The sequence below is a fragment of the Advenella alkanexedens genome (assembly GCF_019132845.1).
Classification (GTDB): Bacteria; Pseudomonadota; Gammaproteobacteria; order Burkholderiales; family Burkholderiaceae_B; genus Advenella; species Advenella alkanexedens.
Genome location: NZ_JAHSPR010000006.1, coordinates 18,717 through 36,504, shown reverse-complemented (window position 1 = coordinate 36,504; position 17,788 = coordinate 18,717). Strand labels below are relative to the sequence as shown.

Below are 17,788 nucleotides of genomic sequence, written 5' to 3'. Positions count from 1 at the left end.
TTTCAGGAAAGGGTGGTTTAGAAAAAATTGATTTTCAAAAAGCCGATTTGCTTTCATCATAGTGTCTTATTGAAAGCAATAAGAGGCAACAGGAATGACAAAACCACTGGACGGCGTCAAGGTACTGGAACTGGGACAACTCATTGCAGGACCTTTTGCCTGCAAAATGCTGGCAGAATTTGGTGCCGAGGTCATAAAGATAGAACCTCCGGAAACCGGAGACCCCTTACGAAAATGGCGTTTGTTGCATGAGGGCACATCGGTCTGGTGGGCTTCGCAGTCCAGGAACAAACAGTCGGTTACCCTGGATTTGCGCCAGAAAGAAGGGCAGGATGTCATTCGCCTTTTAATTAAAGAAGTGGATGTGCTGGTGGAAAACTTCCGTCCCGGAACCCTTGAGAAATGGGGGCTGGGTTGGGAAGAATTGAAGGCCATCAATCCGCGCCTGATTATGCTTCGGGTCTCGGGTTATGGACAAACCGGCCCCTATAAAGATCTTCCCGGCTTTGGTGTGGTGGGTGAGGCCATGGGGGGATTAAGGCACCTGAGCGGTGAGCCGGGCCGTCCACCGGTACGGGTGGGTATCTCGATTGGCGATTCCCTGTCTGCCTTGCATGGCGTGATTGGTGTTTTGCTGGCTTTGCGTCATCGTGACCAGAATGGGGGCGATGGGCAAGTCATTGATGTGGCGCTTTACGAGTCCGTGTTCAATATGATGGAAAGCATGGTCGCCGAGTATTCGGCTTTCAATGAAATCCGGCAACCCGCGGGCAGCAGCTTGCCCGGGATTACCCCCAGCAATGCATATCGCTGCGCCGATGGCAAATATGCCCTGATTGCCGGTAACGGAGACAGTATTTTCAAGCGTCTGATGAGCTTGATCGGGCGTGATGATATTGGCAATGATCCCGAGTTTGCGCATAATGATGGTCGCTCCAGACAGGCTGAATATATTGATGGGGTCATTGGACAATGGGCCGCCCAGCATTCTTTGGAGGACGTGTTGCAGGCCCTGCACGAGTCACGTATTCCGGCCGGAAAAATTTATGACGTGGCCGATATCGTTAACGATCCGCATTACAAAGAGCGGGAAATGCTGCTGCACGGTGAGCTTGAAGATGGCACGCCGGTTATCTTGCCGGGGATTGTTCCCAAACTCAGTGCAACACCGGGCGAGGTGCGTCGCAGGGCGCCCACGCTGGGTCAGGATACGGCAAACGTCCTGGCTGCACTGGGGATCGATGAACAAACGCAGCAGCAATGGCGCGAACAGGGAATCATTTAGGTGGGAACGAAGGCAATGACGAGCAATAAAATTTATATGCAGGAAGTGGCGTGTCGTGATGGGTTTCAGAACGAGGCCGTTTTTATCCCGACCGAAGAAAAGATTGCAATCGTGGACCGGTTAAGTGAATGTGGCTATGCCAAAATTGAAGTCACGTCATTTACGTCACCCAAAGCCATTCCCGCGTTGCGTGATGCCGAAGAGGTCATGCACCGTATTCGACGCAACCCCGATGTGCTGTATACCGTGCTGGTGCCCAATTTGCGTGGTGCGGAAAGGGCCATGTCGTGTGGGGTGGATGAAATCAACTTGGTGATGTCCGTCAGTGAGCAGCATAATCAGTCCAATTTGCGCATGACGCGTGAGCGTTCTTTTGAACAACTGGCCGGTATTATCGGTGAAGTCAAATCAACACCGGTACAGATCAATGTTTCCCTTTCCTGCGCTTTTGGTTGTCCCATGGAAGGGGATGTGGCTCAAGATGAGGTCTTGTCCTGGACAGATCGCTTTGCCGGGTTGGGTGTGCATGGCATCACATTATGCGATACCACCGGCATGGCATATCCCACGCAGGTTGGTGCGCTGTTTGAACGCGTTAAGTCGCAATTTCCCGGGCTTGAGCTAACCGCGCATTTTCACAATACACGCGGGATGGCCCTGGCCAATGCCAATGCGGCAATCGCGGTGGGCATAAACCGTTTTGACGCTTCTCTGGGAGGATTGGGCGGATGTCCTTATGCACCGGGCGCTTCGGGTAATGTATGTACGGAAGATATGGTGCATATGTTTGAGTTGATGGGGCTGGATACCGGTGTTGATTTGCAGGAGATTTTAGCGGTGGCGTCGCTGTTGCCCAAGCTGATCGGTCATGATGTGCCCGGCCAGATCCTGAAAGCGGGTCCACGTTTGAAATTGCATCCGGTCCTGGATTGTGTAGCCAGTACGGTTTGAAAAACTTTAATATTTAACGGAGACGAGTAGTGAAAAAATACATAACATTAAAGCCATTGTGCCAAGCCATCTTATTGGCAGGTCTGGTTAGTAATGCTAACGCCCAGGAAGCATCTTACCCAGACCGTCCAATCTCCCTGATCGTTTCAGCAGCACCGGGTGGAACAACCGATCTTGCTGCCCGCATGATTGCAGAGCCGTTAAGCAAGGCTTTGGGGCAATCAGTTGTCGTGGAAAACAAACCGGGGGCATCGGGGGGGATCGCTGCCTCACAGGTTTTAAGGGCAAAACCGGATGGCTATACTTTATTACTGCAATATTCAGGTTTTCAGGTAATCACGCCGAATATTGATAAGGTCAGTTGGGATCCGGTTAAGTCTTTTGCGCCGGTCGCCAATGTTTTGTCGGCACCACAAGTGCTGGTGGTCAAGAAAGACCTGCCTGTTAATAACCTGAAAGAGTTTGTGGATTATGCAATGAAGAATCCGGGCAAACTCAATTATGCCTCTTCAGGTAACGGCTCACTTCAGCAAGTGGCTACCGAACAGCTGAATCAAATGGCGAATATCGAAACCACTCATGTGCCTTATAAGGGAACAGGCCCTGCCTTGACCGATTTACTTGGAGGGGTGGTGGATTTAACCATTACGACACCGCCTCCTTTGTTGCCTCATATAAAGTCGGGAGCCTTGAAAGCACTGGTGGTGACTGGCAAAGAGCGTCTGGATTCGGCACCTGAGGTACCTACGGCGGCAGAGGCGGGTTATCCTGATTTGCAGGTTTCCTCCTGGTTCGCCATGTATGCGCCAGCAGGGACTCCTAATACGGTTGTACAGAAACTGGCTGGTGAAATTGAAAAAATCATGGCGACCGATGCCTATCGTGAAAAAGCTGAAACATTGGGGGCAATGGCAGAGTTCATGGGGCCTGAAGCACTGGGCAAGTATACGGAAGAAGAGTTGGTACGCTGGAAAAAAGTCATTGATACTGCTGGTATAAAAGGCAATCAATAATACAAAAAGAGATACGCAATAGCGTATCTCTTTTTGCTAGGTTTTTATCTGCCTGCCATTTCTGGCAGACCCGCAAAGCAGATTTTATTCCATTTTAATGGTGGTGTTGACGCCTTGGGCGTGATGAGTCCAGCGCGCCGTGATGGATTTGGTTTGGGTCCAGAAGCTGACAGCCTGTTTGCCGTTCGGTCCCAGGTCGCCCAGTTTTGAGCCGCGTGAGCCGGTGAAACTGAACCAGGCCACGGGTACGGGGATGGGAATATTGATACCAATCTGACCAACATCGACATTGTTCTGGAAATAACGGGCATCGCCACCACTTTGGGTGAAGATGGCCACGCCATTGCCATTGGGGTTGGCATTAATGAAGTCTATCGCTTCGTCCAGGGTGTCCACGCAAACGACACACAATACCGGGCCAAAAATTTCCTCACGGTAAATGCGCATGTCTGCTTTTACATTGGAAAAAATGGTGGGGCCAACGAAGTTGCCGTTTTCATAACCCTCAACGGTAATGTCACGGCCATCCAGCAGGAGGCTGGCGCCTTCATCAATACCGGACTGAATCAGTCCGCGTACCCGTTCACGAGCGGCCGGAGAGACCAGTGGCCCCAGGTCTGCCGCACGGTCTGTACCCACATTGACCTTGAGTTTTTTGCTGCGCTCAACAAAATCATCCAGCCATTCTTTGGTCTTGCCCACCATGACCGCGACGGACGTGGCCATGCAGCGTTGGCCGGCAGCGCCAAAAGCGGCACCCACCAGTTGGTTCAGTGCCACTTCCTTGTCGGCATCCGGCAGAATGACGCAATGGTTTTTGGCACCCATCATGGCCTGGCAGCGTTTGCCGGCATTGGAAGAGCGCCGATAGATTTCCGTGCCCACGCGGGTGGATCCAATAAAAGACACTGCCTTGATGTCCGGGTGCTCGCACAAGCGGTTGGCCACTTCAGGGCCGCCATGCACCACGTTTAGGACACCCGGAGGCAAGCCTGCCTCAAGGGCCAGTTCGGCCAGAAACAAGGATGAACTGGGATCTTGCTCGGAGGGTTTAAGCACAAAGGTATTGCCGCACGCAACGGCAATCGGGAACATGAAGCAGGGCAGCATGATGGGGAAGTTGAAAGCGGTTATACCGGCACAAACGCCCAAAGGTTGGTTCAAAGTATAGACATCAATACCCGATGCCGCATTTTCGGCATATTCACCCAGCTGCAGGCTGACAATCGAGCAGGCGTGTTCAATGACCTCAAGACCCCTGCCCACCTCACCTTCGGCATCGGGCAGGGTCTTGCCATGTTCCAGGGTAATCAGTTCGGCCAGCTTGGTGGCGTTTTCACGCACCAGTTGCTGCAGTTTCAGCATGACCCGCATGCGGGTACCCTGACCGCTATTGCGCCAGGTCTTGAAGGCTTCCTTGGCACTGGCAACGGCCTGATCCACTTCGTCAAGGGTGGCAAAGGGAACCCGAGCAACCACTTCCTGGTTGGCCGGATTCACCACATCTTGCCAGACATCGGACTTGGAACGGATTTTTTCACCATTGATAATCAGGGGAACTTCTGGGATGGAACGCATTATGTAATCCTTTTGCTTATTTAAGAAGAGAGCAGCTTGATTCGGAAAGGGGCTGGAAAGCTTCTGCGGCCGGAATGGTGGCCAGCAGTTTCGAGTAATCCCATTCGCTTTGTTTTTCAGACGGCTTTTTGACTTCATACAGATACATGTCGTGAATCACACGGCCATTGGGCTGAATGGAAGCGTTGTGCATGATGGGGTCTTCAATGGGTATCTCGCGCATTTTGGCGGCTACTTTATCCCCTTCGGTAGACTTGGCGGCAGCGACTGCTTTCAGGTAATGCAAGACACTTGAATACACGCCGGCCTGGGTCATGGTGGGCTTCAGATTGTTGAATTCCTTGGCAAAACGGTTGGACCAGTCACGGGTATTATCATCAAAATCCCAGTAAAAACCGTCAACATAACTGAGCCCCTGGGCGCTTTCATTGCCCAGTGCGCGCAGGTCAGAGAGGAAAATCAGCAGGGATACCAGTCGCTGGCCGCCCTCGCTAACCCCAAATTCCTTGGCCTGCTTGACCGCATTGACCGTATCCTGGCCACCATTGGCCAGCGCGACCACATCGGCTTTGGAGCTTTGTGCCTGCAGCATGAAAGAGGCATAATCGGAGTTGTTCAGAGGGTGACGAACCGCACCATTTACCTTGCCACCCAGCGATTCCACCATTTTTGATGTATCGGCTTCAAGTGAGTGTCCAAAAGCGTAGTCAACCGTGAGGAAGAACCATGATTTGCCACCGGTGGCAATGGTGGCCTTGGCGCCCCCCACTGATTGTGAATAGGTGTCAAACATCCAGTGAAAGCCCACCGGAGAGCATTCTTTATTGGTCAGGGCCGTTGTGGCCGGGCCGGAAAACAGCACCACCTTGTTTTTGTCACGGGCAATGTTCTGGACGGCCAGCGCCACCGCCGAGTTGGTCAGGTCGGCAATGGCGGTCACGCCATCACGGTCAAACCATTCCCTGGCCTTGGCGGCACCCACGTCAGCTTTGTTCTGGTTGTCAGCGGACACCAGATCGATTTGCATACCCTTGCATTCGGCAGCCAGGCAATCATTAATCGCCATTCTGGCGGCTGCCACGGATCCGGGGCCACCCATGGAAGCATAGGTGCCGGACATGTCGGTGAGGACACCGATTTTGACGGGGGGGATGTCACTGGCGCCAGCCGTTGAGCTGAACGCCAATGCGCAACTCAGGGCGAGTGCGTGCACTGGAAATTTCATAATTTGTCTCCGGGTTTTTTCTTGCATTTTCATAAGTCTCTTTGGACCCGATACAGTTTGATGTGTACAAATTAAAATTGCAATATAAAATATGCACATCTATTGTTTAAAAATGCACATATGAAAACACTTGACTGGGATGGGCTGAGATATTTTCTTGAGGTGGCAAGAACCCAGCGTGTCAGCGCAGCCGCCCTGCGTCTGGGTGTTGAGCACACCACCGTGGCAAGAAGGATCCGTCAGCTGGAAACGCAAATGGATACTTTGCTGTTTGACAAGTCCCGTTCCTCAGGGTTTGTCCTGACGGCAGCCGGTCATGAACTGTTGGCCCATGTTGAGCAAATGGAAAGCCATTTGTTTAATGCCCGCGAGAAGGTTACCGGGGTGGGAGAGTCCTTGTCGGGGCATATCAGGGTGGCGGCTACCGAGGGTTTTGGCAGTTACATCATTACCCCCCTGTCCATGCGGTTTCAGCAACAGTATCCTGATATCACCCTTGATGTCTTGCCGGTGCCCCGCTTTGTCAGCCTGACCCGGCGTGAGGCCGATATCGCCATTACGATTGAACGTCCTTTGCGCGGACCTTATGTGTGCAGGAAACTGTGTGATTATTCCCTGAAGCTATATGGAACACGCGAATATTTGCAAAACCATCCTCCCATCCGGCATCAGGATGACCTGAGGCTTCATCCCGGGATCAGTTATGTGGAAGAGCTGATTTACAGCGACCAGCTGCGTTACCTGGAAGATGTGCTGCCTTTGAGCAACGTTGTCTTCAAAAGTACCAGTATCATTGCACAATATTTTGCCTGTTTGCAGGGACAGGCACTGGCTATCCTGCCTTGCTTCATGGCAGCCCAGAATCCGCAGCTGGTCGTCATTTTGCCCGAAGAAATCCATATTCAGCGCAGTTTCTGGATGTATTTTCATGAGGACCTGAAGCGTCTTAAACGCATTACCGCCTTTTGTGATTTTGTAAGAAGTATGGTAGAAAGGAATGCAGGATTAATGAAAGGAACAAGCGGGGCTTTGTTCATATTTTAACGATAACGGAGAATGCTTATGTACATGACTTTGCGGGCGCAAGATGGCCACGTTTTTGATGCTTATGTGGCTGGAGCGGAGACTGCCCGTGCAGGTATTGTGGTTATTCAGGAAATTTTTGGTGTGAATAGCCATATACGTGATGTTGCCGATTTTTTTGCCGGTCAGGGCTATCGTGTGATCGCACCCGCACTGTTTGACAGGGTTCAGGCAAAGGTGGAACTGGGCTATACCCCGAAAGATATACAAAAGGGCCTTGATCTGCGCAGTGAAATCAGCCAGGAACAGGTTTTGCAGGATATTGCCGCTGCCGTTCAGGCATTGGACAGGCAGACCAGTGTGGGTGTTGTGGGCTATTGCTGGGGGGGTACGCTGGCATGGTTGGCTGCGTGTCAAATACCTGGTGTCAAGGCCGCTTCATGCTGGTATGGCGGTGGTTTGGCACAGGTCGCCAATGAGCAAACCACGGTGCCGGTGCAAATGCATTTCGGTGAGCTGGATAAATCCATTCCTGCCAGCGATATCGAACTTATCCGCAGGGCTCAGCCGGGTGTTGAGATGTTTGTGTATGCTGGGGTTGATCACGGTTTTGGCTGCGACCAGCGCGGTTCTTACGATAAAGCGGCAACCGAATTGGCACGCCTTAGAACAATTTCGTTTTTTGCGAAACATTTATAAAAAACAGATTCAGGAGGTGGCTATGAAAATCCATAAAATCTTGTTGGCAGCCTTATTGGCTGCAGGTGCAAGCACTCATGTAGCAGCCAATGTGCCTGTGCTTGCCGTACCCGAAGAGTCCGTGCTTTTTCTGGAGCAGCCGCCGGTTTTTGGCAAGGTGCCTGAAAGTGCCGTGGCCATCTCTGCGCAAACACCATTGTTCTGGTTTTCTGGCAGCCAGCCGCTTAAACAGACACAGCAAGCCATTGTATTGTTAGAGCAAGCAGGGCTACAGGGACTGAATCCGGCCGATTACCCCATAGAAAGCCTGAAACAGTCACTGGCCCAGGCCAATAACGGGCAATTAAGTACCGAACAGGTGGCTCAACTGAATCATCGCATTAGCCAGGTCATGCGGATGTATGTCAAAGATCTGAAGAATGGACGAATTGATCCGGACACTGTGAAACAGAAATTCAACCGGACGCCCATTACCGATGCGCAGGCGGATGTTTTCCTGCAAAATGCCCTGCAACAGGAAGACCTGGCCAGTCTGCCTCAAACCCTTACCAGCCCCATACCTATGTATAACAGCCTGCTCAAGGTGCTGGCCCACTATAAAACCCTGCTGGATAGCCCGGCATGGCAAACACCGTTGCCTGCTCTTAAGGGGGGGAGCCTTAAACCCGGACAACCATATGCGGGCCTGGCGGGAGTCCAGGCGCGACTCGAGGCTTTGGGAGACCTTGCTCCTGGTACTGCGGTGCCGGCTGTGTATGATGCCAGACTGGTGCAAGGCGTGAAAAATTTCCAGGAACGGCACGGACTGGAGCCCGATGGCGTGCTTGGCAAGGGTACGTTGGCCCAGTTGTCAGTCACGCCAGCAGAACGCGTCAGGCAAATTGAAATTAGTCTCGAACGTTTGCGCTGGACACCCTTAACCACACATCCACGCATGATTGTGGTGAATGTGCCCGAGTTCATTTTGCGGGGTTATACCGTTAATAATGGTCAGGTAAATCCAGAAATTGAAATGAAAGTCATTGTGGGCAAGGCCTTTAATACCAGTACCCCTTTGTTTGACGGTGAAATGAAGCACATCGAATTCAGCCCCTACTGGAATATCCCTTATTCCATTGCCCGCAGTGAAACGATTCCGCGCTTGCGCAGGGATCCTGGCTATTTAAGCCGTCAGGGAATGGAGTTTGTGGTGGGCAACAGTGTTTCAACAGCTGTCACCGAAGCAAACATGAATGCGGTATTGGCAGGCCAGGCACGCATTCGCCAGCGTCCCGGCCCACAAAACGCCTTGGGTGACATCAAATTCATCTTTCCCAATAATATGAGTATTTTCCTGCATCATACTCCTTCAGTCGGGCTGTTTGACCGGACCCGTCGCGATTTCAGTCACGGCTGTATTCGTGTAGAGGAACCCGTCGAGCTGGCACAGTTTGTTCTGGTCAACCAGCCCGAATGGACGGCGAAACGCATTAAATCGGCAATGGAATCCCGAAAATCGAATACAATGACACTTAGCGAGCCAATTCCTGTTGTTCTGGCATACAGTACCGTCGTCGTGAAAAATAATAAAACGTACTTCTTCCCCGATATATACGGGCAGGACAAACTGCTGAACCAGGCTCTTCTGCGTCATGCGCAGCAACGGGCCTCACGGCCCTTGTTTGCGTCCAATCCTTAAAATCATCAGGAGAATGTATAGCATGTCGTTGCGTACACCTCATACACGACGCCAGTTTTTGCGAACAACCCATAAACTGGCGCTAACAGGTGCTGTGTTTTCAATCGCCCCATCTGTCAATGCCAGTTTGTCACTAGGCTCCACCAATCATCTTCTCGCCCTTGATCACACCCATACCAATGAAAAACTGTCTTTGGTTTATCGCTTGGGCAATCAATATGTCAATTCGGCACTTACCCGTTTAAACCGTTTTTTACGAGACCATTACTCCGGTACGGTAGGGATCATGGATCCCGCGCTTTATGACATTCTTGATGGCATCAAGGTGGCCTTGCGTGTTGACATGCCTTATCAGATTATTTCCGGTTACCGTGATCCTCATACTAACGAACGTTTGCGTAAAACCCGTGGGGGTGGCGTGGCCAAGAAAAGCCTGCATATGCAGGGGCGGGCGCTGGATATTCGCATGCCCGGCGTACCTCTTGACGAGTTGCGTGACGCTGCGCTGTCGTTAAAAGCCGGTGGTGTTGGTTATTATCCAGACAGCCGGTTTGTACATGTGGATACCGGCGGTATTCGCAGCTGGTAATTCATTTTCAAGAAAATGGTAAATGTGCCCACACCGGTTTTGGTGCGGGCACAGGCTTCCATTCGTAAAAAAATAGCATCAATGTTTTCCTATTCCCTTCGTAAATTATTGCTCCCTGATATTGATGCCATTCTGGATATTCAGCGCCAGGCCTATGTGGCTGAGTTATGTGAAAGAAAAGAGGTGCTGGAAAGCAAGGTGATGGCTGCATCGGTCCCCGGCACCAGCTGGGGTATATTCAGGGAGGCTGAATTATGTGCTTATGCGATTGCTTATCCATGGAGCAATGAGCGGATACCGGTTTGGGATCATCCACATGTTGCCCTGTCGGAACCCTGCAACAGTATTTATATTCATGATATAGCCGTTGCCACTCCTCACCTTCGTCGTGGTCTTGCTGAAAAAATGCTGCTGTGTCTGTTTGATCGGGCCGCTTTTTTGGGCTTGGACAAGGCCTTGCTGATTGCCGTGCAAGGTGCCCATCAGTATTGGCAACGGTTTGGTTTTGAGGTTTGCCCGCAGGTTTCTGCATCAAGTTTTGGTGACGATGCATTATGCATGCGGCGAGATATCCGCGTCCTATGCAGTGAAACCTGAATAAGTCCCGCTGTATCCCCCCTGAACGTCTGGCGTTAGGTGGTGGTAGTTCATAAATACGGTCTATGATTGCCCATTATTTATTTGATAAATTTTTGTGCAGTGCGGTAAAATGAGTGCCTTGAAGATGAAACATTATTTCCATCAAAAGATATTTTGTTGTCCGGGTTATTAAATTTCACAATGGTTTATGTGGGCGTTCATTTAAAAAATGCTTAAAAGTATTTGATTTTTAACATTTTTCCAAAAACAATGATTGTGAGTGACATTTTTTATTAAATCGGATATAACTATCGGTTTATTGGAAATAATAATTGTTTCCAATCGCACAATAAACAATTAGGGTTGATGAAATGAAATTCGCAGATTTCAAGCCGGGACAGGTCTTTGAACAGGGTCCAAGGCGTGTAACTCAGGAAGAAATCCTTGCCTTTGCCAAAACGTATGATCCGCAATGGTTTCATATTAATCCTGAAAAAGCGGCAGATAGTCATTGGGGGGGGTTAATTGCCAGTGGCTGGCATACCTGTGGCATGGCCATGAAAATGGCGGTCGATGCCGTATTGGGAGAGTCTGAATCATTTGCTTCTCCGGGCCTGGATTACGTGAAGTGGTTAAAACCGGTGCGCCCTGGTGATGATCTGTTCTGGAAAGGCATTATCAAGGCAAAGCGTGAGTCCAACTCACGTCCCGGTATTGGCATTATTCTCTGGAGTTGGGAAGTAACCAATCAGAAAGGAGAAACCGTGCTTGAGCTGGATGCCACCAATTTGTTTGATATTTCGAAGCAGGAAAAAGACGAAGCCTGATACCTGAGGGTGAAGAACGCAGGTCAGTGCTTTGAGGCAGTAAGGAGCAAAGAGCGTGGCACGGCATAAGCAAAAAAAGACTGAACCGGGTATTACACCCGCTTCAGTCTTTTTTATTGGGGATTATTGCCACTCGCCACATGCGAGCCTGTTTTCCGGGCCCGCATGCGGATGTCAGGATCAATAAAAAGCTTGCAGACCGGTTTGTGCACGGCCCAGAATCAGGGCGTGAATGTCGTGGGTACCTTCGTAGGTATTAACCACTTCCAGGTTGACCAGGTGGCGGGCCACACCAAACTCGTCGGAAATGCCGTTACCGCCCAGCATGTCACGGGCCATGCGGGCAATGTCCAATGCCTTGCCGCATGAGTTGCGTTTCATGATAGAGGTGATTTCAACGGCAGCGGTACCTTCGTCTTTCATGCGACCCAAACGCAGGCAGCCTTGCAGGCCCATGGTGATTTCGGTCTGCATGTCGGCCAGTTTTTTCTGGATCAGCTGGTTTTGGGCCAGAGGACGGCCAAATTGTTTGCGATCCAGTGTGTACTGGCGAGCTGTATGCCAGCAGGCTTCAGCCGCACCCAGTGCACCCCAGGCAATACCAAAGCGGGCGGAGTTCAGGCAAGTGAAAGGACCACGCAGGCCGCTTACGCCTGGCAGCATCTGGTCGTCAGGCACTTCCACTTCGTCCATCACGATTTCACCGGTAATGGATGAGCGCAGACCCACTTTGCCATGAATGGCGGGGGCGCTTAAGCCTTTCATGCCTTTTTCAAGAATGAAACCACGGATCTTGCCATCGAACTCGCCGCCTACGCAACGGGCCCATACCACGAACACATCGGCAATGGGAGAGTTGGTGATCCACATTTTATTGCCGGTCAGGCTGTAGCCGTTTTCGGTTTTCCTGGCGCGGGTTTCCATACCGTCGGGGTCGGAACCGTGGTTGGGTTCGGTCAAGCCAAAGCAGCCAATCCACTCACCGGTGGCCAGCTTGGGCAGGTATTTCTTTTTCTGGACCTCACTGCCGAATTCATTGATGGGCACCATAACAAGTGAAGACTGCACGCTCATCATGGAGCGGTAGCCGGAGTCAATACGTTCCACTTCACGCGCAACCAGTCCATAGGAAACATAGTTCAGGCCTGAACCACCGTATTCAACCGGAATGGTAACGCCCAGCAGACCCAGTTCACCCATTTCCCTGAAAATGGAAGGATCGGTTTTTTCATGACGGAAAGCTTCCAGCACGCGCGGTGCCAGTTTGTCCTGGCAGTAGGCGTGGGCAGCGTCGCGAATCATGCGCTCTTCATCGGTTAACTGTTCGTTAAGCAATAAAGGATCATCCCAGTGGAAAGAAGGATTTGAAGACATGGTATTGACTCCTGAAAATGAATGATTTTATGGTTTTGCAATGTAATGAGACATATTCTATGTGCCATTTTCTCACAAGGCAATTGATAAAAATGCACAATATGGTGCAATATAGTCACTTCAACCCGTTGAAAAGGAAAAAAACATGCGTAAAGGAGTGCCCAATCTGGGGGCCTTGCAGGCCTTTGAAGCCTCTGCACGGCTGGGATCGTTCTCCCGCGCTGCCGAGGAATTGTCCCTGACTCACAGTGCGGTGTTCAGACAGGTAGCCGGGCTGGAAGAGCGTCTGGGCGTGGAATTGTTTACCCGGGTGCGGCGCCGGATTGTGCTAACCGACCATGGTGCGGAATATGCGGCCAGGGTCCGGCATCATCTGGAGCAATTGCAAAAAGACACGTTTGGACTGATCAGTCGTGCCGGTATTGGCCGCAGCCTGCATCTTGGCACTGTTCCCACCCTGGCCACCACCTGGCTGATACCCCGTCTGGCCGGTTTTCAGCGGCTGTATCCTGATATTGCCATCAGTCTTTCCATCAAGACGACCCCCTTTTTATTCAAGGATTTTCCGGTGGATGCCGCCATTTATCATGCGGAGCAGCCCTGGAACAATACCCGCAGTATTCGTCTGTTTTACGAACAGGAACTGATTCCGGTGTGTTCATCGCAGCTGTTGGCACGGGTTAAACACAAAGGGGTGAAGGCTTTGGCGGAAATGACTCACCTGCATATGATGACGCGGCCCGATGCCTGGATGCAATGGTACGAACACAACCATTATGAGTATGAGCCACATATACTGGCGGGTCCCCGGTACGAGGTTTTCAGCATGTTGCTGGCTGCGGTGGATGCCGGTCTGGGCATGGGACTGTTTCCGGCCTTTATTGCCAGGGAACATATCAAGAGCGGGCGTTTTGTGATGCCGGTGCAGGCCGTCTTGCCGGTGGATAAATCCTATTATTTTGGTTATCCCGATGACCGTAAGGTTTCGGAGGCACTGGACCTGTTTGAGCAATGGCTGGTAACGCAGGCACAGCAGCCGGCCTGAGGAAAGCCGGCTGGGTAAGGTTTTATTTGAAAATAACGGTTTTGTGGCCGTTTAGTAAAATGCGGTGTTCAACATGGAGTTTCACTGCCCGTGACAAGACCAGCGATTCCGTGTCACTGCCCACCTGGGTCAGGTCCTCGGCGGTCATGGTGTGATCCACGTACTGGATATCCTGTTCGATAATCGGACCTTCATCAAGGTCGGCTGTCACATAATGGGCGGTGGCACCAATGATTTTTACGCCGCGGGCATGGGCCTGGTGATAAGGGCGTGCACCTTTGAAGCTGGGCAGGAAGCTGTGGTGAATATTGATGGCACGACCCTGCAGGGCCTGGCACAAATCGTTGGACAGGATCTGCATGTAACGGGCCAGAACCACCAGGTCCACGTTCAGGTCTTCCACCAGCTGGATGATTTGCCGTTCTTGCTCGGATTTGGTCTCGGGCGTAATGGGCAGGTAATGGAAGGGGATGCCGTAAGAGGCCGCCAGGGATTCGTAATCCCGGTGGTTGGAACCAATGCCAACGATATCCACCGGCAAAGAACCGTGATGCGCGCGGAACAGCAGGTCATTCAGGCAATGTCCCTGTTTGCTGACCATGATCAGGACACGGGATTTTTGATGGGCGTTATACAGCTGCCAGTTCATGTTGAACTGTTTACCCAGTGGTGCGAATTTTTGCTTAAGGCTTTCAATGTCCTGTGCGGTTTGCAGGGAAAAATGAACGCGCAGGAAAAATTGGCGGGTCTCTACATCGCCAAATTGCTGCGAATCCAGAATATTGCCATTCAATTCAAGCAGGAGGCCGGAAATGGCATGGACAATGCCGGTACGGTCAGGACAGGAAACGGTAAGGATGTAATCTTTTTGCATGTTAATGGGATGTTGGGTTAAGTGCTTGCCAGACTTCATCGGCCAATGCCAGGCAGGAAGTCAGGCCGGGTGATTCGATGCCAAACAGGTTAACCAGATTGGCAATCCCGTGTTGGGCGGGGGACGAGATCATGAAATCGGCAGCGGCTTCATCGCGCGAAACAATTTTCGGGCGGATGCCGGCATAACCGGGCTCAAGGCTGCCATCGGCCAGTTCGGGCCAGTAGCTGCGTACGGCCGCATAGAATTGTTGGGCCCGGGCGGGATTGACGATATAGTCTTCTTCAGTGACCCACTCGGTATCAGGGCCAAATTTGGCCTGTCCACCCAAATCCAGTGTTAAGTGGACGCCCAGGCCGGATTCGTTGGGCATGGGGTAAATGAGATGGGAAAAAGGCGCCTTGCCGCTTAAGGTAAAGTAATTGCCTTTGCAGTAGTACTCGGGGGGGATAGATGCCGGGTTCAATCCCTTGAACTGGTGTGCCAGGCGGGGGGCGTGCAGGCCGGCCGCATTCACCAGAATGCTGCATCGCAGGCTCATGGCCTCGGCACCGCCAAAGGTACAGTTGAATGTGCCGTCATCTTCTATGATCACACTTTCCAGTGGTGTATGGAAAACACATTGTCCACCCTGATTTTCAAGGTCGCCCTGCAGGGCCAGCATCAGGCCGTGGCTGTCTATAATTCCGGTGGAAGGCGAGAGCAGGGCTGCCTCGCAGTGCAGGCCGGGCTCCAGGGCCAGGACTTCCTGCCGGTTCAGTCTTTGAAGGTCATTCACCTGATTCGCTTTTGCCTGGGCCTGTATTTTGTCCAGTTGGTGCAGCTGCTCGCTGGAGGTGGCCACCAGCAGCTTGCCAATACGTTGGTGGGCAATACCGCGTTCTTCGCAATATCGGTACAGCATTTCTTTGCCCTGTACGCATAAGCGGGCTTTCAGACTGTTGGTGGGATAATAAATGCCGGCATGGATCACTTCCGAGTTGCGCGAGCTGATGCCCATGCCAATGGCTTCCTCGGCCTCAACCAGCAATACTTCCTTGCCGGCCATGGCCAGTTTACGGGCCGCGGCAAGACCGACCACGCCGGCACCAATCACAATACACTCGATATCTACACTCATGGTCATTCCTTGTTGAGAATGGCTTGTGGGGTCAGGTCGAAACTGCCGGCATGGTAAACCAGGGGCAGGCTATGAGTATGACCGCAGCGCTCTACTTCACCAATCAGGATCATGTGATCGCCTTCGTGGTAACGGTTGCGGCTGTAGCATTCAAACCAGGCCGCGCAGCTTTCGTTGGCCAGTTTGGGCAGCCCGTATTCATTAAGCGTGTAATTGGCATCGGCAAAACGTTCTTGGGCTGTGCCTTTGGAAAAGCGGCGGGCCAGTTCAAGCTGATCGGCAGCCAAAACGTGAATGATATAGCGTTCGGTTTGCTCAAATGCCCTGAGATTGGAAGAGTCCTGGGTAAGACTCCACAATACCAGGGGTGGATTGAGCGATACCGAGTTGAAAGAGCTGACGGTTAATCCGACAGGATTGCCCGTTTCGGGATGCGTGGTGGTGACGATGGTAACACCGGTGGCAAAGCGGCCCAATGCCGTTCTAAATGCGGGAGAATCAAAATCGGGAGCGCGTAAGCTCATGGGTAAACCTTGTGAATCAGAAAAAAACGGTACTTCAGGGTGACAGGCGTGTGAACGTCCAGTTTCCATCATTGCCTTTGCTGTATTTGATGCGATCGTGCAGGCGTGAAGGCCGGCCTTGCCAGAATTCGATGGTTTCAGGAACAATCAGGTACCCGCCCCAGTAGGGAGGCTTGGGAATATCACTGCCGAACTTTTCCTTGAAATGCAGTTCCCGGGCCTCGAGTTCGGCACGGGTAATGGGCTGGCTTTGAATGGAGGCCCAGGCGCCAATGCGTGAATCTTCCGGACGGCTGTTGAAATACTCGGTGGATGCCTCTTCGGACAGCTTGACGACATGACCGTTGATATGGACCTGCCTTTGAAGGGGAAGCCAGCAGAAAAGGGCACTGATATTGGGGTTGCCGCTTAAGTCTTTGCCTTTGCGGGATTCGTAGCTGGTGAAAAACACCAGGCCCTCTTGGTCAAAACCCTTTAACAGGACGGTGCGGGAAGATGGCTTGCCTTCTGCCGAAACCGTGGAAACGATCATGGCATTGGGCTCGAGGATTTCCCCCTGGCGCGCCTCTTCAAACCAGTTTGAAAACTGGGTTATGGGGTCGGAGGCCAGCTGGGATTCGAGTAAAACGTTTCTTTCGTACTTTTGGCGCAAATCGGCAATAGACATGGCAGTGAAATGGATACGTAAAAGGGTTAGTTTACAGCACGGCAGTCACCGTGCTTACGGTTTGGCAATGCGTTGCTTAATAAGTTCGGCCAGTTCAAACAGGTTTTCATCTTTGATGCTTGCCTGGGCCAGTGCATTGGCGGTTTCCAGCACGTATTCGGGGCAGGGGCCACAAGAGCCGGTGGCATTAAGCACGATATCAACCGTTTCTTCCCGGGTAAGCCCTTGCACGTAGGCATGGCTGTTGATGTCCATGACGAAGGCAAGCGCAGTAATGGGGCCCATCATGGTTTCACACCTGATCCATTTGGGAATGTAGGCACCAGAGGGCATTTCGCGTTTCCAGAGCAGACGGAACTGTTCATGGATATTGTCATCATGCAGTTTGTAAACCTTGCCCTGGCAGGTGCCACCCACATCAAGACCGAAAACCAGGCCCGGCTGCTCGGGGGTACCCCGGTTGACACTGGACCACAGGCAGAGGGAGCGGTGATAGCCCTGCAGCGTGGCCAGGCGATCTTCCTGAAAGTTGAATTCGGGGCGCCAGATTAAGGAACCGTAACCAAACACCCAGATTTCTTCGGGGGACGGATGTTCGGCAAGCGTTTGCAACATGGACAGTTCGCGTTCTTCATCGGTCCACAGGCGGAATTTCTGGATATGTTCAATAGCCTTGTGCAAGGCAGTAGGAAGAGGAGTCTTCACTTTGAATTCGATTTAAAAATGTAAGTTAAAAT

18 protein-coding genes are annotated in these 17,788 nt (G+C 51.8%); 10 read left to right on the top strand and 8 right to left on the bottom strand.

Annotated elements, in window-relative coordinates:
* The first annotated feature begins 94 nt into the window (after positions 1-94).
* The 3 genes from KU392_RS09180 to KU392_RS09170 are packed head-to-tail and all read left to right on the top strand — an operon-like array spanning position 95 to position 3,249.
* Positions 95-1,285, top strand: a complete 1,191-nt coding sequence (locus KU392_RS09180) for a CaiB/BaiF CoA transferase family protein (RefSeq protein ID WP_217735137.1) — start codon at positions 95-97, stop codon at positions 1,283-1,285.
* A 15-nt stretch (positions 1,286-1,300) separates the two neighbouring features.
* Positions 1,301-2,236: a hydroxymethylglutaryl-CoA lyase gene (locus KU392_RS09175; protein WP_217735136.1), complete on the top strand. Its 936-nt coding sequence runs from the start codon at positions 1,301-1,303 to the stop codon at positions 2,234-2,236.
* A gap of 29 nt (positions 2,237-2,265) precedes the next feature.
* Positions 2,266-3,249, top strand: coding sequence for a Bug family tripartite tricarboxylate transporter substrate binding protein (locus KU392_RS09170; RefSeq protein WP_371808391.1), 984 nt, complete (start codon positions 2,266-2,268; stop codon positions 3,247-3,249).
* An 84-nt stretch (positions 3,250-3,333) separates the two neighbouring features.
* Here KU392_RS09170 and KU392_RS09165 read toward each other — a convergent pair whose 3' ends face one another.
* The gene (locus KU392_RS09165) at positions 3,334-4,827 is read right to left on the bottom strand and encodes a CoA-acylating methylmalonate-semialdehyde dehydrogenase (RefSeq protein ID WP_169293808.1); all 1,494 of its coding nucleotides are present in this window, start codon (positions 4,825-4,827) and stop codon (positions 3,334-3,336) included.
* 16 nt (positions 4,828-4,843) lie between these two features.
* Positions 4,844-6,052 carry an ABC transporter substrate-binding protein gene (locus KU392_RS09160; RefSeq protein ID WP_169293809.1) on the bottom strand — a complete coding sequence of 403 codons (1,209 nt, stop codon included), beginning with the start codon at positions 6,050-6,052 and terminating at the stop codon, positions 4,844-4,846.
* A gap of 120 nt (positions 6,053-6,172) precedes the next feature.
* Between KU392_RS09160 and KU392_RS09155 the strand changes: the two genes are divergently transcribed.
* The 6 genes from KU392_RS09155 (at position 6,173) to KU392_RS09130 (ending at position 11,447) form a co-directional block, all read left to right on the top strand.
* Positions 6,173-7,096 (top strand): LysR family transcriptional regulator, encoded by a 924-nt coding sequence (locus tag KU392_RS09155; protein ID WP_169293810.1) that lies wholly within the window; start codon positions 6,173-6,175, stop codon positions 7,094-7,096.
* Positions 7,097-7,114: 18 nt separating this feature from the next.
* Positions 7,115-7,774, top strand: coding sequence for a dienelactone hydrolase family protein (locus tag KU392_RS09150; protein WP_343212436.1), 660 nt, complete (start codon positions 7,115-7,117; stop codon positions 7,772-7,774).
* A 22-nt stretch (positions 7,775-7,796) separates the two neighbouring features.
* On the top strand, positions 7,797-9,452 hold the full coding sequence (locus KU392_RS09145; protein WP_246587408.1) for a L,D-transpeptidase family protein: 1,656 nt from the start codon (positions 7,797-7,799) through the stop codon (positions 9,450-9,452).
* Positions 9,453-9,474: 22 nt separating this feature from the next.
* Positions 9,475-10,041: a peptidoglycan L,D-endopeptidase MepK gene (mepK, locus tag KU392_RS09140; protein WP_169293812.1), complete on the top strand. Its 567-nt coding sequence runs from the start codon at positions 9,475-9,477 to the stop codon at positions 10,039-10,041.
* A gap of 24 nt (positions 10,042-10,065) precedes the next feature.
* Positions 10,066-10,638, top strand: coding sequence for a GNAT family N-acetyltransferase (locus KU392_RS09135; protein WP_217735134.1), 573 nt, complete (start codon positions 10,066-10,068; stop codon positions 10,636-10,638).
* A gap of 353 nt (positions 10,639-10,991) precedes the next feature.
* Entirely contained in the window at positions 10,992-11,447 is a 456-nt protein-coding gene (locus KU392_RS09130) for a MaoC family dehydratase (protein WP_169293814.1), read from the top strand.
* Between the two features lie 180 nt (positions 11,448-11,627).
* Here KU392_RS09130 and KU392_RS09125 read toward each other — a convergent pair whose 3' ends face one another.
* Positions 11,628-12,821, bottom strand: a complete 1,194-nt coding sequence (locus tag KU392_RS09125) for an acyl-CoA dehydrogenase (protein WP_169293815.1) — start codon at positions 12,819-12,821, stop codon at positions 11,628-11,630.
* A gap of 145 nt (positions 12,822-12,966) precedes the next feature.
* On the opposite strand from KU392_RS09125, the gene KU392_RS09120 reads away from it, so the two are divergent.
* The gene (locus tag KU392_RS09120) at positions 12,967-13,866 is read left to right on the top strand and encodes a LysR substrate-binding domain-containing protein (protein ID WP_169293816.1); all 900 of its coding nucleotides are present in this window, start codon (positions 12,967-12,969) and stop codon (positions 13,864-13,866) included.
* Positions 13,867-13,888: 22 nt separating this feature from the next.
* On the opposite strand, the gene purU is transcribed toward KU392_RS09120, so the two are convergent.
* From purU to KU392_RS09095, 5 genes are read right to left on the bottom strand one after another with little or no spacing between them, the layout of a single operon-like run.
* Entirely contained in the window at positions 13,889-14,740 is an 852-nt protein-coding gene (gene purU / locus KU392_RS09115; RefSeq protein ID WP_169293817.1) for a formyltetrahydrofolate deformylase, read from the bottom strand.
* 1 nt (position 14,741) lies between these two features.
* Positions 14,742-15,860: an NAD(P)/FAD-dependent oxidoreductase gene (locus KU392_RS09110; RefSeq protein WP_169293818.1), complete on the bottom strand. Its 1,119-nt coding sequence runs from the start codon at positions 15,858-15,860 to the stop codon at positions 14,742-14,744.
* 2 nt (positions 15,861-15,862) lie between these two features.
* A complete protein-coding gene (locus KU392_RS09105; protein ID WP_169293819.1) occupies positions 15,863-16,384 on the bottom strand; it encodes a flavin reductase family protein in 522 nt (173 codons plus the stop codon).
* A 34-nt stretch (positions 16,385-16,418) separates the two neighbouring features.
* Complete coding sequence (gene pdxH, locus KU392_RS09100; RefSeq protein WP_169293820.1) at positions 16,419-17,051, bottom strand: pyridoxamine 5'-phosphate oxidase; 633 nt, start codon at positions 17,049-17,051, stop codon at positions 16,419-16,421.
* 54 nt (positions 17,052-17,105) lie between these two features.
* Positions 17,106-17,666 (bottom strand): gamma-glutamylcyclotransferase, encoded by a 561-nt coding sequence (locus KU392_RS09095; RefSeq protein WP_169293959.1) that lies wholly within the window; start codon positions 17,664-17,666, stop codon positions 17,106-17,108.
* Positions 17,667-17,788: the final 122 nt, after the last annotated feature.

Excerpts from the sequence above, each read along its gene's own strand:
- KU392_RS09150 (WP_343212436.1), top strand. The coding sequence starts at position 7,115 with ATGTACATGACTTTGCGGGCGCAAGATGGCCACGTTTTTGATGCTTAT.
- KU392_RS09125 (WP_169293815.1), bottom strand. The coding sequence starts at position 12,821 with ATGTCTTCAAATCCTTCTTTCCACTGGGATGATCCTTTATTGCTTAAC.
- KU392_RS09160 (WP_169293809.1), bottom strand. The coding sequence starts at position 6,052 with ATGAAATTTCCAGTGCACGCACTCGCCCTGAGTTGCGCATTGGCGTTC.
- KU392_RS09130 (WP_169293814.1), top strand. The coding sequence starts at position 10,992 with ATGAAATTCGCAGATTTCAAGCCGGGACAGGTCTTTGAACAGGGTCCA.
- mepK (WP_169293812.1), top strand. The coding sequence starts at position 9,475 with ATGTCGTTGCGTACACCTCATACACGACGCCAGTTTTTGCGAACAACC.
- KU392_RS09145 (WP_246587408.1), top strand. The coding sequence starts at position 7,797 with ATGAAAATCCATAAAATCTTGTTGGCAGCCTTATTGGCTGCAGGTGCA.
- KU392_RS09175 (WP_217735136.1), top strand. The coding sequence starts at position 1,301 with ATGACGAGCAATAAAATTTATATGCAGGAAGTGGCGTGTCGTGATGGG.
- pdxH (WP_169293820.1), bottom strand. The coding sequence starts at position 17,051 with ATGTCTATTGCCGATTTGCGCCAAAAGTACGAAAGAAACGTTTTACTC.
- KU392_RS09105 (WP_169293819.1), bottom strand. The coding sequence starts at position 16,384 with ATGAGCTTACGCGCTCCCGATTTTGATTCTCCCGCATTTAGAACGGCA.
- KU392_RS09120 (WP_169293816.1), top strand. The coding sequence starts at position 12,967 with ATGCGTAAAGGAGTGCCCAATCTGGGGGCCTTGCAGGCCTTTGAAGCC.
- KU392_RS09110 (WP_169293818.1), bottom strand. The coding sequence starts at position 15,860 with ATGAGTGTAGATATCGAGTGTATTGTGATTGGTGCCGGCGTGGTCGGT.
- KU392_RS09165 (WP_169293808.1), bottom strand. The coding sequence starts at position 4,827 with ATGCGTTCCATCCCAGAAGTTCCCCTGATTATCAATGGTGAAAAAATC.
- purU (WP_169293817.1), bottom strand. The coding sequence starts at position 14,740 with ATGCAAAAAGATTACATCCTTACCGTTTCCTGTCCTGACCGTACCGGC.
- KU392_RS09180 (WP_217735137.1), top strand. The coding sequence starts at position 95 with ATGACAAAACCACTGGACGGCGTCAAGGTACTGGAACTGGGACAACTC.
- KU392_RS09155 (WP_169293810.1), top strand. The coding sequence starts at position 6,173 with ATGAAAACACTTGACTGGGATGGGCTGAGATATTTTCTTGAGGTGGCA.
- KU392_RS09095 (WP_169293959.1), bottom strand. The coding sequence starts at position 17,666 with ATGTTGCAAACGCTTGCCGAACATCCGTCCCCCGAAGAAATCTGGGTG.